The sequence below is a fragment of the Dysgonomonas sp. BGC7 genome (assembly GCF_001261735.1).
Taxonomy (GTDB): Bacteria; Bacteroidota; Bacteroidia; order Bacteroidales; family Dysgonomonadaceae; genus Dysgonomonas.
Window position 1 is genome coordinate 185,243 of record NZ_CVRP01000009.1, and the last position, 15,185, is coordinate 200,427.

The 15,185-nt window shown below is 37.4% G+C and carries 13 protein-coding genes; 6 read left to right on the top strand and 7 right to left on the bottom strand.

Annotated elements, in window-relative coordinates; genetic code table 11:
• Window positions 1-194 precede the first annotated feature (194 nt).
• Complete coding sequence (gene kdsB, locus BGC7_RS09315; protein ID WP_050701308.1) at window positions 195-944, bottom strand: 3-deoxy-manno-octulosonate cytidylyltransferase; 750 nt, start codon at window positions 942-944, stop codon at window positions 195-197.
• A 69-nt stretch (window positions 945-1,013) separates the two neighbouring features.
• Between kdsB and BGC7_RS09320 the strand changes: the two genes are divergently transcribed.
• Window positions 1,014-1,388 (top strand): 2-amino-4-hydroxy-6-hydroxymethyldihydropteridine diphosphokinase, encoded by a 375-nt coding sequence (locus tag BGC7_RS09320; protein WP_050701309.1) that lies wholly within the window; start codon window positions 1,014-1,016, stop codon window positions 1,386-1,388.
• Window positions 1,389-1,390: 2 nt separating this feature from the next.
• Here the strand turns inward: BGC7_RS09320 and BGC7_RS09325 are convergent, their stop codons facing one another.
• From BGC7_RS09325 to BGC7_RS09335, 3 genes are all read right to left on the bottom strand, one after another.
• Entirely contained in the window at window positions 1,391-2,251 is an 861-nt protein-coding gene (locus tag BGC7_RS09325) for a beta-1,6-N-acetylglucosaminyltransferase (protein WP_050701310.1), read from the bottom strand.
• An 82-nt stretch (window positions 2,252-2,333) separates the two neighbouring features.
• Window positions 2,334-4,262: a membrane protein insertase YidC gene (yidC, locus tag BGC7_RS09330; protein ID WP_050701311.1), complete on the bottom strand. Its 1,929-nt coding sequence runs from the start codon at window positions 4,260-4,262 to the stop codon at window positions 2,334-2,336.
• 35 nt (window positions 4,263-4,297) lie between these two features.
• Complete coding sequence (locus BGC7_RS09335) at window positions 4,298-5,908, bottom strand: CTP synthase (RefSeq protein ID WP_050701312.1); 1,611 nt, start codon at window positions 5,906-5,908, stop codon at window positions 4,298-4,300.
• Window positions 5,909-6,359: 451 nt separating this feature from the next.
• Between BGC7_RS09335 and BGC7_RS09340 the strand changes: the two genes are divergently transcribed.
• From BGC7_RS09340 to BGC7_RS09360, 5 genes are all read left to right on the top strand, one after another.
• Window positions 6,360-6,950: a TetR/AcrR family transcriptional regulator gene (locus BGC7_RS09340; RefSeq protein ID WP_050701313.1), complete on the top strand. Its 591-nt coding sequence runs from the start codon at window positions 6,360-6,362 to the stop codon at window positions 6,948-6,950.
• 44 nt (window positions 6,951-6,994) lie between these two features.
• Window positions 6,995-7,741 carry a 3-oxoacyl-[acyl-carrier-protein] reductase gene (gene fabG, locus BGC7_RS09345; protein ID WP_050701314.1) on the top strand — a complete coding sequence of 249 codons (747 nt, stop codon included), beginning with the start codon at window positions 6,995-6,997 and terminating at the stop codon, window positions 7,739-7,741.
• A 160-nt stretch (window positions 7,742-7,901) separates the two neighbouring features.
• A complete protein-coding gene (trpS, locus tag BGC7_RS09350) occupies window positions 7,902-8,891 on the top strand; it encodes a tryptophan--tRNA ligase (RefSeq protein ID WP_050701315.1) in 990 nt (329 codons plus the stop codon).
• Between the two features lie 388 nt (window positions 8,892-9,279).
• A complete protein-coding gene (locus tag BGC7_RS09355; protein ID WP_050701316.1) occupies window positions 9,280-10,629 on the top strand; it encodes a DUF4026 domain-containing protein in 1,350 nt (449 codons plus the stop codon).
• 20 nt (window positions 10,630-10,649) lie between these two features.
• Complete coding sequence (locus tag BGC7_RS09360; RefSeq protein ID WP_050701317.1) at window positions 10,650-11,591, top strand: glycosyltransferase family 2 protein; 942 nt, start codon at window positions 10,650-10,652, stop codon at window positions 11,589-11,591.
• Window positions 11,592-11,602: 11 nt separating this feature from the next.
• Here the strand turns inward: BGC7_RS09360 and BGC7_RS09365 are convergent, their stop codons facing one another.
• Genes BGC7_RS09365 through BGC7_RS09375 form a run of 3 tightly spaced genes read right to left on the bottom strand, consistent with a single transcriptional unit; the run spans window position 11,603 to window position 15,008 of the window.
• Window positions 11,603-11,833, bottom strand: coding sequence for a DUF4834 family protein (locus tag BGC7_RS09365; RefSeq protein ID WP_050701318.1), 231 nt, complete (start codon window positions 11,831-11,833; stop codon window positions 11,603-11,605).
• Between the two features lie 38 nt (window positions 11,834-11,871).
• Window positions 11,872-12,687, bottom strand: a complete 816-nt coding sequence (locus BGC7_RS09370) for a DUF4249 domain-containing protein (protein WP_050701319.1) — start codon at window positions 12,685-12,687, stop codon at window positions 11,872-11,874.
• A 5-nt stretch (window positions 12,688-12,692) separates the two neighbouring features.
• Window positions 12,693-15,008 (bottom strand): TonB-dependent receptor, encoded by a 2,316-nt coding sequence (locus tag BGC7_RS09375; protein ID WP_050701320.1) that lies wholly within the window; start codon window positions 15,006-15,008, stop codon window positions 12,693-12,695.
• Between the last annotated feature and the right edge of the window lie 177 nt (window positions 15,009-15,185).

Consider the following 15,185-nt stretch of genomic DNA (forward strand, 5'->3'; position numbering starts at 1 on the left):
ATTGTTTAACTACAAAAATAAAAAAGAATACTTAACTAAACAAGTGTTTAGACACTCGGACGCATATAATAATATATTTTAAGACTTGGGTATTTGTTCTTCGATGAGCTATTTACCTTTTGCCTATGCCTGATTGCAAAAAATGGGTAGAAGAATTTCTAAATTATAGAAATCTTATATTTTAACGTTTCAGACTATCGATTTTTTAATAAAGCCAGTGCTTTTTCCATGTCTTCGGGAGTATCTATACCTATAGTTTCTATATCGGTATATCCTACTCGTATTTTATATCCGTTCTCTATCCAGCGAAGCTGTTCCAGCGATTCAGCTTTTTCCAACGATGATTGAGGTAGTTTTGTTATTGCTCCGAGTATATCGGAGCGATAGGCATACATTCCTATATGTTTAAAAAAGATATGCTTGTCGAGCCACTCTGTATGATGCACATCGCGGATGTAAGGTACTATAGAGCGGCTGAAATAGATGGCTTCATTTTTTTTATTGATGACAACTTTAGGAGAGTTGGGGTTAAATAATGCTTCGAATCCATCTTCTTTTCTGAAAGGTTTCACCAAAGTTGCCAATTCGACATCGCTGTTATTAAAGCAGGCCTTTAGAGCCTCCACCTGTTCGGGTTGGATAAAAGGTTCGTCTCCTTGCACGTTGATGACTACGTCAGAATCTGTATTTATCTTCAAGAAAGCCTCTTGTATTCGATCTGTACCGCTTTTATGGTCAGGAGATGTCATAACCGCTTTTCCTCCGAAACTTTCTACTGCATCGAATATCCTGGGATCGTCAGTTGCAACCCATACTTCGCTCACCGCTTTTTTTACTTGTTCGTATACACGTTGTATCATAGGTTTTCCTCCGATGTCGGCTAATGGCTTTCCCGGAAATCGTGTCGATGCGTATCGGGCAGGGATGATGGCTACAAATTTCATACTTCATTGAATTTAGATAAAACAAAGATAAAGCTAATTTCAAAAATGGGATGTATATTTGTGTCCTTTATGAATAAAGCACTCATAAGTATAGGATCGAATGAAGACAGGGAGAGTAATCTGGCTCGTTGTCAGGCTTTGCTTGCTTCTTATTTTTCAGATATCCGCTATTCATCGACTTCTATAACCTCTCCGTATGGCAGTCATTATAAGAATGATTTTCTTAATCAGCTTGCTCTTGTTTATACGCAACAAGAGGAAGTTTCGGTACATAATGTCCTGAAGAAAATAGAAAAAGAAATGGGCAGAAGTATATCTGATAAAGAAAAAGGAATAGTAATAATAGATATTGACCTTGTGATATGGAACGACAAAGTGCTGAGACCTACCGATATGGAACGAAGCTATGTCCGTGATTTATTATCCGATCTTTCTTCTCTCTGAGTTTATTTATTCCATAGTTCTTCTCTTATCTCCTTCAATAATGGCTCGCTGTTATCGTCAAACTTGCGGGCAAAGAAAGGGTAGCGTTGTCCATACTCATCGTTAAACGTTACATGGTTCTTTAAGTATTCTATATGCCTCTCTGTAATTAACGCAGGAGGAACAGCAGTCTCCCAATCGGTATAAGTAAGGTTTGCCGACACATTCTCAAAGAAAGATGAGTTTCCTATAATTGTCTGAAAAAAAGCTTCGTCAGGGACTAATGTGTGTTTGAAGAAACGGATATAAGACTTCTCTTTTTTTATTATTTCTATTATATATGATGTGCAGCTACGGGTTAATGCGAACCATTGCGAACCGACATAAACAGGAAATGGTGCTTTCCTTTTCATCTTCAGTTTCTTTAATAGGACTTCAATAATAAAAAGAGGATTGTAGTGTTTCAGGTTGCGGCGATTGTAGTCGAAGTAATAGTATTCGTAACGGCTCAGAGGCTTAAAAGGAACAGGTAATGGAGCTATGTCTATAAATTCTCTTCCGCTTTCGAGTTGTTTGAGTAAAAAGTTTTTAGAGCGAATAGGGTAATCCACTCCACTGATTAGTATATAGTAGTCGGCAGCAGGAAAGTTCTCAAGTCCCGATTGCATAAGAGCTATAGTAGCTTCTATCATGCTGAATCCTCCCCATTTTATATCTATATGTTGGGGTATTACTTTTATATTTGGCAATGATGGTATTTGTACCTCCTTAGCCTTTTTATCTATATGTATCAGAAATGAGTTGCTATCGTCATTCAAAGCCTCGATAAGGCGGGCTAAATGTTTGAAATTATTATGTACTAATATAAGATAACAAATCTTCATTGTTTTGCAGTTTGTACAAAAATAAAGAAAAAAAGGTTATTTCAACAGAAATAACCTTTTTACTATATGGGGTGATAATATTTTATCTTTTCTTTTTAGTGCTGTTTGTCTTGTTCTTATCTTTTAGCTGCTGTTGCTGTATGCGCTGGGCTTCTGCAAGTCTGGCCATGAATCCTGACTGTTTTTTAGGTTTGGCTTTATTTGCTTCCAGTTTTGCCAACACTTTATCTTCATCTATCAGATAGCGGAAACCTATTGTCAGCAAAATGGTTATCAGTAGCGAAAGGAAATAATAGTATGTCAATCCGGAAGGATAATCGTTCAGCATGAATAAGAAGATAAGCGGCATCAGGTACATCATCCATTTCATACCCGGCATTTGTTGTTGTCCGGTATTTGTCATTTCCATATTGAATTTGGTGTAGACGATGTTTGTTGCTGTCATCAGTATACAGAATAAGCTTATATGTGTACCAATCAGTGGAATGTGTGTAGTCCACTCAATGATGGCATCATAAGTTGACAGGTCTGTAGCCCATAAGAAGCTTTGCTGACGAAGTTCTATCGCATTGGGAAAGAATGAGAATAACGCGATTAATATTGGCATTTGCAACAGTAATGGTATACATCCACTCATCGGATTCACTCCCGCCTTGTTATAGAGAGCCATCGTAGCCTGTTGTTTTTCCATTGCTTGTTCCTGTTTAGGGAACTTTTCACCTATTTCTTCTACCTGAGGACGCAACACGCGCATCTTAGCCGATGACATAAATGATTTGTATGTAAGAGGCGAAATTAACAGTTTTACAATAACAGTAAGTAAGAGGATTACAATACCCATCGACAAGCCTGTATTGCTTAACAGATTGAAAATTGGAATTACGAAATATTGATTTATCCAACGGAACAGTGTCCATCCTAGTGGAACTAACTTATCCAAATCTAATTGCTGACTTGCGTCTGCAATTTGGCTATCATAATTTTTAAGTAAAGAGAAAGACATTGGCCCAAGGTAATAAGTGAACCCTGTGCTCATTGTGCCCGCTGCCATGTCTAATGTTGCAGGAACAAAAATTCTTGCATCGCAGGTTTTTAAGTATTCGCTATTTTCGTCAGTTTGCAATACTCTAGAATCTAATAGAGCTGTTTCTATTTTTCCATCAGCAATTAATATTGGAGCAAAGAATTGATTTTTAAAGGCAATCCACTTTGTAGGCTCTTTTACTTCTAATTGTTCGTTTTTATCGCTGCTAAGCTCTTTTACATCTCCACCAACATATTTATAGTATATATGAGAGTAGCGCTGTTCATTTTTTACACTCTTTTCCTGTCGGCGCATTTTGTGCGACCACTGTATCTCAAATATATCAGCTTTATCTCTATCTAGCATTGGCTGTAGGCCTACTAGCGAAATGTCATACTTCAACATATAATCATCATCTGCCAATTTGTAGATGAAATCTATGTGTTGATTCTCAGAATATGAGAAACGCATAATCAGCGAGTTTTTGTCCGCTGTCTGTATTGGAGTAAATATGAGGTCGCTGGTGTGTAGAACCTTTCCTTGCTTATTGGTTAGCAAGAGAGAGAAGTCTCCATCCTTGTTGAATAGATAAAGAGAGTCTCCGTCGTAGCGTTTGTAATCTTTCAGTTGGGCATCTATCATTTTACCGCCTTTGGTAGAAATGTTTACCCTTACTTTATTATTTTCTAAAGTTATCAGTTGTTCTTGGCTTGTTCCCGAGTGAAGAGAGTCTGTTATAGCTAAAGAGTCTTGTGCCTGAACAGAAGCTGTGAAAAAATCATCTAACGGACTCTGCTCTTTTTTTATAGTAGAATCGGGTTTGACTAATTCTTTCTCTCTTTCTTTTGTTTGAACATACTCTATCGAATCCCTCCTAAATTGCTCTTTTTGTTTGGCTAGGTCTTCTTCTGAAGGTCTGCTTAGTAGTGTGAAGCCTATGATGACGGCTGCAATAAGGACAAACCCGGTAATCGTATTCTTATCCATCTATACTATTATAAATTTATATATTCCTTTCTATGTTATTTCTTTTTATTTTCAATTACAGCTTTGATAAAACTTAAAAATAATGGATTTGGAGAAAGTACCGTACTGTTATATTCAGGATGGAACTGTACACCCAAGAACCATTTTTTGCCAGGTATTTCAACAACTTCAACCAATCCCATTTCAGGATTTATACCGGTACATTTCATTCCGTTTTTTTCAAAGTCCTCTTTATAATCACCATTGAATTCGAAACGGTGACGATGGCGTTCTTCTATTAGTTTCTTCCCATATGCTTTGTACACAAGAGATCCCTTTTCCAATTCGCATTTATAGGCTCCCAAACGCATTGTTCCGCCCATATTAGTAATGTTTTTTTGTTCTTCCATAAGGTCTATCACCTTAAATGGAGTATGAGGGTTCATCTCTGTCGAATTTGCATCTTCTAGCCCCAGAACGTTACGGGCAAACTCTACTACCATACATTGCATTCCTAAACAGATACCAAATGTAGGAACATCGTGCTCTCTCGCATATTTCAGTGCATGGATCTTGCCATCTACACCCCGCTGTCCAAAACCGGGAGCAATAACTATGCCATCCATATGTGACAATGTTTTTTCAACGTTTTCCGGTGTCAGTTTGTCAGATAATATAAATTGAAGATCAAGCTTGTGTTCGTTGTATATGGCGGCTTGCAGCAACGATTCGTTTATGGATTTGTAAGCATCGGGTAGTTCTACATATTTTCCTACCAACCCTATGCGAACAGTTTCTTTTGCATATTTCTTTTTGTCGAGAAAATCGCGCCAAGGTGTCATTTCGGGTTTTTCTCCGATAGGCATGCCCAATTTGCGTAAGACGATTTCGTCCATATTTTGTTCCTGCATTTTTAGCGGAACTTCATATATCGTTGGTACATCTACAGATTGCACAACGGCATCGACTTCTACATTACAAAATAATGCAACTTTCCGAAGAATATCTTTATTGAGTGGATGCTCGGTACGAAGGACAAGTAAATCCGGTTGAATTCCTTCCGATTGAAGTTGTTTTACTGAGTGCTGCGTTGGTTTTGTCTTCACCTCTTTGGCTGCGTCAATATATGGCACATAGGTAAGATGTACACATAAGCAGTTTTTGCCCAATTCCCACCGAAGTTGACGCACGCTTTCTATAAAAGGTAGAGATTCTATGTCGCCCACAGTACCTCCAATCTCGGTAATGACAAAATCATAGTTGTATTTTGAGCCTAACATTTTTATGTTACGCTTTATTTCGTCTGTTATATGTGGTACTATCTGTACTGTTTTTCCCAGATAGTCACCTTTACGTTCTTTGTTTATTACATTCTGGTAGATTCGTCCGGTTGTAATATTGTTGTCTTTGTGGGTTGGTTGATTAAGAAAGCGTTCGTAGTGACCTAAATCTAAATCAGCCTCGTGTCCATCTACAGTTACATAACACTCTCCATGTTCGTACGGGTTCAATGTTCCTGGATCTATATTAATATATGGATCTAATTTTTGTATAGTAACTTTATAACCTCTGGCTTGCAATAGTTTACCCAACGAGGATGCAATGATCCCTTTTCCTAGCGAGGATATAACTCCTCCTGTAACAAAAATGTACTTCGTATTAGCCACGACTTTCTATCTTTAGATTTTTTTTGACTTTAAAAAGAAAGGACAAAAGTACAAAAAATATTTAGATGGGATATTGAAAAAGAGACAGGAACTATTCTAAATTAATAATAAATGTAAATCAATAGCTGAAATTAAAACATTTATCTATACAAGCGCCTCCCACCTCCCCGAAGTGGAGGCTTAGGCTAAGCCGAAAGGAAGAGATAATGACAATTGCGAAAGTAAAAAAAATATGTACAAGTTTGTCAGGTTTTAGTTAAAATTACTTCTTGTAAAAATGAGTGGGATAATTGTTCTTAAGAAGAGTCAGAGTGTATAGGTTCGAATATGTAAGTTGACATTTACGACTCTTATCTGTCTTTTTGTAATATATAATGAATGAAAGTTTATGTATTCAATATTTTTATACTAAATTTGCACACTTATAACGCTTGTGTGCATTGTTTAATGTATGGCCATAAATAAGACTAGAAATATATTAATCGACGTAGCTCGCCAATTGTTCGCGAAATTAGGTGTAGAGAATACTACAATGAACGATATTGCGGTTGCTTCTCATAAGGGGCGTCGTACGTTATACACTTATTTTAATAACAAAAACGAGGTGTATCAGGCTGTTCTTGAAACAGAGCTTGAGCAGATGTATCATGCATTGCAAAGTGTGGCGAACAAAAAGCTCAGAGCAGATGAGAAGCTTCTTTTGTTTTTTTATACACGTTTCGATGCAGTGAAAAATGTAGTAGCCCGAAACGGAACGCTTAAGGCCGATTTTTTTAGGGATATATGGCGTGTGCAGAATGTGAGAAAGTCATTCGATTTAAAAGAAATTCAGGTGCTCAAAGATATTCTGAACAAAGGGGTGGAAGAAGGTACTTTCGAGATGCCCGATACTCAGGCCACAGCAGAGATTCTCCATCATGCACTAAAGGGGTTGGAGGTTCCGTATATACGGGGACAAATAAGAGCAGAGAGCTTACAGACCGAATCGCAAAGAGAAAATATCGCGTATCTGATATTTGAAGGGATTAAGAAAAAGAAATAGATAATATAAATTTTGAAAGTCAATAACATTAAGTTTATAACATTATGAAATTATTAGAAGGTAAAACCGCAATTATTACAGGAGCAGCTCGTGGCATAGGTAAAGCCATTGCTCTAAAATATGCAGAACAGGGTGCAAATATCGCATTCACCGATCTGGCCATCGACGATAATGCAAAAGCAACGGAGGCAGAGATCGCCAAATTTGGAGTGAAGGTGAAAGGTTATGCATCAAATGCGGCTAATTTTGATGATACACACAAAGTTGTGGAAGATATTTTGAAAGACTTCGGACAAATAGATATACTTATAAATAATGCAGGTATCACCCGTGATGGATTGATGATGCGTATGAATGAACAACAATGGGATATGGTGATAAACATAAACCTGAAATCGGCATTCAACTTTATTCATGCTCTCACTCCGGTGTTTATAAAACAAAAAGGAGGAAATATTATCAATATGAGTTCTGTAGTAGGATTGTCCGGTAATGCAGGACAAACAAACTATTCTGCATCTAAGGCAGGTATGATTGGTTTGGCTAAGTCTATTGCAAAAGAACTTGGTTCGAGAAATGTTCGTGCAAATTGTATTTGTCCGGGATTCATTATCACAGAGATGACAGGTGTTTTGTCGGAAGATGTAAAGAAAAAATGGGCAGAACAAATCCCTCTCCGTCGTGGAGGTACACCCGAAGATGTGGCTAATGTAGCTGTATTCTTAGGTTCCGATCTATCTTCTTATGTTACAGGACAGGCTATTCCTGTGTGCGGCGGAATGAATATGTAAAAGACACAAGAAATATCGGAAAGGCGGAGATTATAATTATCAATCTCCGCCTTTCTATCTTTATGCGTGAAGTCGGAATGGGGTAAAATTTATAGCTCTATGCCCAAATTCGAAAATTATAATGTAAATTTGTGTTCCAATAAAATAAGAACAAAATATTATGGATACAGTATTAAGCGGTATACGCTCTACGGGAAACCTGCACTTGGGTAATTATTACGGGGCTTTGAGAAACTTTACAAGGATGCAGCATGAAAATAAATGTTTCTTTTTCATTGCAGATTACCATTCCCTGACTACACATCCCGATCCTAAGATTCTGCATGGCAACGTAAAGAATGTCCTGACTGAATATTTGGCGGCAGGTATAGACCCGGAAGTGTCTACTATTTATATACAAAGCGATGTGCCGGAGGTATGCGAACTATATTTACTTCTTAATATGCACGCATATTTGGGAGAACTCTCCAAAACTGTTTCTTTCAAGGAAAAAGCGAGAAAACATAAAGACAATGTAAATGCAGGTTTGCTTACATATCCTACACTTATGGCGGCAGATATACTCATGCACAACGCTGATAAAGTGCCGGTGGGGAAAGATCAGGAACAACATCTTGAGATGACTCGTAAATTTGCCCGTAGATTCAATAATATGTATGGTGTAGAATACTTTAAAGAGCCTGTTGCCTATAACTTCGGACAAGAACTTATAAAAATACCTGGCTTGGATGGTAGTGGCAAAATGGGCAAGTCGGAGGGTAATTGCATTTATCTCAGCGAAGACTCTAAGAGTATAGAGAAGAAAGTAAAACGGGCTCTTACCGATGAAGGACCGAAAGAGCCGAATTCAGAGAAACCCGAATGTATCGAGAACCTCTTTACTATATTGAAGGTTGTGTCTACTGAAGAAGTAGTGATGCATTTTGAAGATAAGTGGAATACATGTGAGATTCGCTATGGAGATCTGAAGAAACAATTGGCAGAAGATATTATCAAAGTTACAGCTCCTATCAGAGAACGCATTTTGGATATTCAGAATGATGAAGCATATCTGCACAAAGTTGCAACAGAAGGAGCCGAAAAAGCACGCGCAAATGCAGATAAGACTCTGGGGGAAGTTCGTGAAATAATGGGTATCAAGAAATTCTGATATTTAGAATAATTTAAAATAGGAGCCGGATAATTGATTGTCCGGTTTTTTGTTTTTAGTAATGCGTCTCAGAAGCTGAAATAGTGTTTCATATCAGATGAATATCTACTATAAGTATAACGAAAATTTATCTATAAATAGGTAATGATTAGATAAAAGAGCGAAAAAATGACAAATGCAGAAAGTCGTAAAAAGTGTACAAGTTTGTCAGGTTTTAGTTAAAATTACGTTTAAGATGTTTTATCGTACACTTCTATTAGTTGTCTTATATTAGGATAGGATATGATAGTTGATTATTTTATAGCTTAAAATAGTATCTGATCGGATTTTTTACTAATATTTTCATTAAGTTTGTACAGAAAGAATATCTGACACGCATTTAAATTACATGGATAATAACGAAAAATACGAATTGTTGGAAACCGGAGAAACCGGTTTATCTTCAGTAATGGGAGTTTTCCCATCCGATAAAAATTTTAAGTTTGATGCTGCACATATAGAAAAGTCTCTCTCGATAAATAAAGCCTTCGAGCTGAAATCCTTTTCCAGAGCAGAAATAGATACAGAGTATTCTGTTTCTGCATTTAATGCTGAGATAGAGTATAAAGGGGCATCGTTTAATGTAGAACTATATGTTTGTGCTGCTAATAATATAAATCTTCGCGATTATGGTTTTGCAAATGCCATAGATGAAGAGTCTCTAAATAGGGCTTCTGAACAGGAGTTTTATCTGGAAACTTCCATGTATTTCGAACTTGATCCATTGACGTCGTTCCATCTGCAACTTAAGATAATGGATGCGGTTGTTCCTCAGGCGAGTTTGGTTATAGACTTTATGTCGTACCGTCTTTTGTCTGCCAAATGGTTGTCGATGACAGCGAAGTCTCAGACACCTCCTTCTCCCGATTATTTATATACTCTTCATTGTGTATATGATGAGGTTGAGGGTGGAAATCGCAGATATTGGTTTCATACACATGGTTTGCACCGTTGTGCTTCTGTCGAACTTGAGATGCTTAATTTCTCTCAAGGTGCAGAGCAAATGAATACACTCATAAATATGACAGTAAAGAAATTCCTTACGCATCCTGCCAGAGAGAAAGAAAGATTCACTATTGGTTACGATGGCATGGGAATTAATCTCTGCTGGCTAAGATGGGAAGAAGCTCTGAAAGATTTGCCAAAAGATATACTGGGGAGCTTTGCCGATCGAGATGAAGTTGATAGTGTACATGCAGAGCCTTCGGGAGTGCTGTTTGCTGTGGAAGATGGTAATATGGTTTCCCCTGAAATCTATGCCCCTACCTTAGCGGAAAACCCGATTTACTATATAACAAATGAGGAGACTGCCAGAATGAGTGCTTTGGCAAAAGAGCGTTTTTCTACTTTTGAGAGAGTATTTAATAAAGAATATAGAAAGCCTGAGAAAAAGTCTTTCCTTAAAAAAATGTTTGGATCGAAAGAAGAAGAGGATGATTCGAAATGGACATTTTTGGTTAAATTAGGTCTTTCGGTAGACGATGCTCAGGCAAATAGTGAGAAAGAGCATTTATGGTTCGATGTTTTATCTATAGATGGAGGTACAATAGAAGGAAAGCTCTTGAATCAGCCATACTGGATTTCGGGGCTGAATGAAGGTGATATTAAGTCATATCCATTAGAAGTGCTTACTGATTGGCTTATATACTCTCCTGATAATACATATACATCAGACTCAATATATCAGTTGGAATATTAACCTTTTACTAATAATTATCTATGCTTACTCTTTCTGTCATAGTTCCCTGTTTTAACGAAGAAGCTGTTATTCAAGAGTTTTACAGGCGTACCAAAGAGGTGCTGAATTCCATGAACGATGTCGATTCTTTTATCGTATTCATCAATGATGGGAGTAGAGATAACACAAGGTTTATACTTAATCATATAGCAGACCAGGATAATAAGGTAAGAGTAATCCACTTTTCTCGAAATTTTGGACATCAGCCTGCTGTTACGGCAGGGATGAATAATTGCACAACCGATCTGGCTGTAATTATTGATGCCGATCTGCAAGATCCACCCGAATTGATTCCTCAGCTTGTAGCTACTCATCTGAAGGAGGAAGCAAGTGTGGTATATTGTGTTCGTAAAGAGAGAAAAGGAGAAACAGCATTTAAGAAGTTTACAGCAAAAATGTTCTATAAGTTAATGAATCGCATGTCGGAGGTTGAGTTCCCTCGTGATACCGGCGATTTCAGACTTGTTGACAGAAAGGCAATAGCTGCATTTAACCGGCTCAAAGAAAAGGGCAAATATATTCGGGGATTGATAACATGGATCGGGTTTAAGCAGATCCCTTTTTACTATGATCGTGATGCGCGTTTTGCAGGAGAGACAAAATACCCATTGAAGAAGATGCTCACTTTTGCAAAAACGGCATTGTTATATTTTTCCAAAAAACCGCTAAAATTATCAATAGGTCTTGGATCTTTAGCTTTCTTTATTGGAATTGTGTATGCCTTATGGGTGTGGCTGGGCTACTTGTTCGGATTTACTTCGGCTATTACGGGTTGGGCTTCTACGGTTATGCTGATCATATTTTTCGGAGGAGTTCAGCTTCTTACTATTGGTGTTTTAGGGCAATATATTGGAGTCCTTTTCGATGAAGTAAAAAGTCGACCTGAATATATTATTGATGATAAAATAAACTTTGAAGATTAAAACTTTCTTGCTTATTCGTCATCCTTTACTTCTTCGTAGCTGATGTATTCTCCTTCGTTTTTAGAGAATTTTTTCTGAGTCTCTTTTGTGGAATTCGAATTACTATTGTTTGCCGAATTGTTATTGTTTGCTTTTCGTCTGTCTGTTGATCCAAAGAAGCGGATAACTCTACCTAAGAACACTCCCAGTATAAGGAATCCGAATACACCTAACAGCAGTAAGAGAGCTAAAAATTTGAACATGTTTCTATAATACTTTTTGTTAGTGCAAATATACAAAATTATTTATTAGACCTTACATGGCTCCAGTCAATTGATATACTCATATAAGAGGGATTGTAGGCCTTGAAGCAGCCTAAAGCTCCTCCGGAAATGTTTGTAATAGGATTGGTGCCTCCATTAGCAGCAATGGAAAATAAAGACTTGTAATAGGTGTACATGCCCTTGTCCAGCGTTTGCAATACTACATCAATCTGATCTCCTATTTTAAGATCCTCGTCATCATTGTCTTCTTTATTATAATATAAAATACGCTCTATAAGCTTTCCGTTTCTGTTTTCGTCATCGGTGAGGTAGTAAGAGTTTAATATCTTGCTGTTTACTGATACTATAGTGTAATAATAATTACTTTCTTCGGGAGGATCGTCGAATGCAATACAAGGAGAGTACCAGGAACCGTCTCCCAACCTTATCTCGTAGATAAATAAATCATTGATATATACTTTTTGAGGGATAGTGGAGCTTGCCTCATAAACATTGTCTTCGACTAGAACTTCCAACTTGTATGTTCTTCCTACTACACCTTTCATTTGCGATATATACACACCGGGCTCTTCATATCTCTCTTGTAAAGTTTCGGTGTATCTACCGGGTGTCGAAAGTCGGATTGTGGCTCCCGATATTCTTTTGAAAGGACTGTTGTCTGTGAATGGTTGAGACTTAGTTAGGATAACAGTACATGGTTCTCCTTCTGTAATAGATGCGTCTATGACAATTTTCGGTTCTGCTGATTCCAAATTCAGGTCTACGATTTTTTCGCAGGCTGCGAAGTGTGAAACAAGTATAACTAATATGACTATGCTATAGACATTTTTCATTTGATTCAAAATTTAAAGTTCCAAGAGATAGATGGTACTACACTGAACAAATAGATCATATAAGATTCGGATTTACTTGAGCTTTCTTTGTTCTGTCTGAATCCAAACATATAAGGATTTTTTCTTCCATATGCATTATAGACACTAAATGCTAGCTCGGAAGTATATCGCTTTGTCTTTTTCAGAGTACATATTGCACCTAAATCGAGCCGATGAAAAGATGGTGCTCTGTATTGGTTTCGCCTTCCATAATAATAGATAGTATGTCCGTCTACAGCGTATTTACCCGAAGGGAATGTCATGGGGTTGCCTGTCGCAAAGACCCATGTGCCCGATAAACTCCATTTTTTGTTTAAATCGTATATGCCAACTACTGAAATGTCGTGAGTTCTGTCTTGGTTAGTGGCATACCACTTACCTCCGTTTATTTTTTCTATCTGTTTTTCGCTTTTGGATAATGTATATCCTATCCAGCCGTTTAAGCGCCCAAATCTTTTCTTTAGGAAAAGTTCAAGTCCGTATGCTCTGCCTTTACCAAAGAGTAGTTCTGTCTCTATTAGTTCCTTTCCTTGTACATCCGCCCCGTCTTTATAATCTATCTGGTTGCGAAGGTCTTTGTAGTAAAGTTCGGCACTGAACTCAAACATGTTGTTATCAAAGTTACGGAAATATCCGACTGAAACTTGATTGGCTATCTCCGGCTTTATGTAATTGGTATTTGCGATCCATCTGTCTGTGGGACTCGATAGATTGGAAGTCGATAATAAATGCATGTGCTGAGAGTTTCTCGAATATGAAGCTTTTATGGATGATACATCATTTAATTGATAAGCTGCCGAAAGCCGAGGTTCTAAACTCCAGTATGTTTTAACAAACTGCCCACTTCGGGTAAAGATAGTATCTGTTATATTCTGATTATTGTCAAAGTTGTAATACTCTCCTCCTCCAAGTATACTGAAAGATGAGAATCTTAGTCCATAGCTGAGTTCCAACTTGTCAGATAGTCTCATATTGTTCGAGGCAAAAACAGCATTCTCCAATGAATAACGATGATCATATGGCACAACTTCTAAACGGGATGGGTCTTTGCTTGAAAGATCTCCAGGTACAACCTGATGATATACAGAACTGAATCCGGTTTTAATAGTGTTTTTTGAATTGGGATAGAAGCTGAACTCCTGATTCAGATTGAAATCTCTTATGTGTGATTTTACATTAAGGCCTGTGGTTAGATCTACACTAACATTGTATGTATAGTCTGTGAATGAAATAGAGGTAGACGAGGCTTTTTTTTCATCGAATATGTGATTCCATTTTAGGCTGGCTATTGCATTACCCCAGTCTATTGCAGCTATGTTGTCTAAGCCTAGTTTGTCTTTTCCATAATAGGCAGTAAGTGTAAGCTTGTTCCGATCCGATAGGACATAACTAAGCTTTGTATTCAGATCGTAAAAGTATAGCTTCGAATCATTTATCTGTTCTACACCTATAAGGTGAGCCAGTGCATCGGCATAAGTACGTCGTGCAGAAACAATGAAGGATGATCGTTCTTTTTGTATCGGTCCTTCAAATGTTAATCGCGACGATATAAGTCCGATTCCTCCGGTTAGATGATGTTCTTTGAGATCTCCATCGCGCATACTGACATCTAGAGTAGAGGATAGTCTGCCTCCATATTGTGCAGGCATAGATCCTTTATATATGGTCATGTCGCTTACTACATCTGAATTGAATGTAGAGAAGAATCCAAATAGATGTGAAGGATTATATACTATGGCATTATCCAGTAATATAAGATTTTGGTCGTTGCTTCCGCCCCTTACATAAAATCCGGTATTGCCTTCTCCTGCACTTTGTATGCCCGGTAGTAATTGTATAGTTTTCAGAATGTCTCTTTCTCCTAATAATACGGGGATTTTATTAGCTGTTTGTATTTCTAGTTTGTCTACACCCGACTGAACGCTTGTTACGTTCTCATTAGTTCTTAAAGCAGAGATTTCTACAGCAGAGAGGTTTACGGCATTGGGGTCCAGTGTTATATTTTGAGTTTTATTTTTGTCTATTTTTATCTTTATTTGCTTTGTATTGTAGCCTATCAGTTTGAATATTAGGGTATATTCTCCCTGAGGAAGAAGAAGAGCAAAATCTCCCTTATTGTCACTAAAGCTACCATGTTGAGGCATTTCTTTAATACCGACCGAAACACCGACTAGTGCCTCTGTATTCTCGGAATTACTGATTCTTCCGTTGATAGTATAGCTTGTTTGTGCAAATGTTGTAATTGCATAAAGAAACAGTAGGGTAGCATAAAGGTATCTCATTGCCGATTTTTAGATCTTAATGTAAGGCCATTTTGTTTTTAACGGAAGTTTTCCGCTTTTATTGGCTTAGCTTTAAAATGTTAGGCTATGGCAAAGATAAAAATTTTGTTTATACTACATAGATATATTGCTCGGATTATGTGAGATCGCGATGAAGAAAATTAACAAACGTAGTAT

Coding starts and splice junctions, on each gene's coding strand:
- trpS (WP_050701315.1), top strand. CDS start 7,902: ATGGATACAGTATTAAGCGGTATACGCTCTACGGGAAACCTGCACTTG.
- kdsB (WP_050701308.1), bottom strand. CDS start 944: ATGAAATTTGTAGCCATCATCCCTGCCCGATACGCATCGACACGATTT.
- yidC (WP_050701311.1), bottom strand. CDS start 4,262: ATGGATAAGAATACGATTACCGGGTTTGTCCTTATTGCAGCCGTCATC.
- fabG (WP_050701314.1), top strand. CDS start 6,995: ATGAAATTATTAGAAGGTAAAACCGCAATTATTACAGGAGCAGCTCGT.
- BGC7_RS09355 (WP_050701316.1), top strand. CDS start 9,280: ATGGATAATAACGAAAAATACGAATTGTTGGAAACCGGAGAAACCGGT.
- BGC7_RS09320 (WP_050701309.1), top strand. CDS start 1,014: ATGAATAAAGCACTCATAAGTATAGGATCGAATGAAGACAGGGAGAGT.
- BGC7_RS09375 (WP_050701320.1), bottom strand. CDS start 15,008: ATGAGATACCTTTATGCTACCCTACTGTTTCTTTATGCAATTACAACA.
- BGC7_RS09365 (WP_050701318.1), bottom strand. CDS start 11,833: ATGTTCAAATTTTTAGCTCTCTTACTGCTGTTAGGTGTATTCGGATTC.
- BGC7_RS09340 (WP_050701313.1), top strand. CDS start 6,360: ATGGCCATAAATAAGACTAGAAATATATTAATCGACGTAGCTCGCCAA.
- BGC7_RS09370 (WP_050701319.1), bottom strand. CDS start 12,687: ATGAAAAATGTCTATAGCATAGTCATATTAGTTATACTTGTTTCACAC.
- BGC7_RS09360 (WP_050701317.1), top strand. CDS start 10,650: ATGCTTACTCTTTCTGTCATAGTTCCCTGTTTTAACGAAGAAGCTGTT.
- BGC7_RS09325 (WP_050701310.1), bottom strand. CDS start 2,251: ATGAAGATTTGTTATCTTATATTAGTACATAATAATTTCAAACATTTA.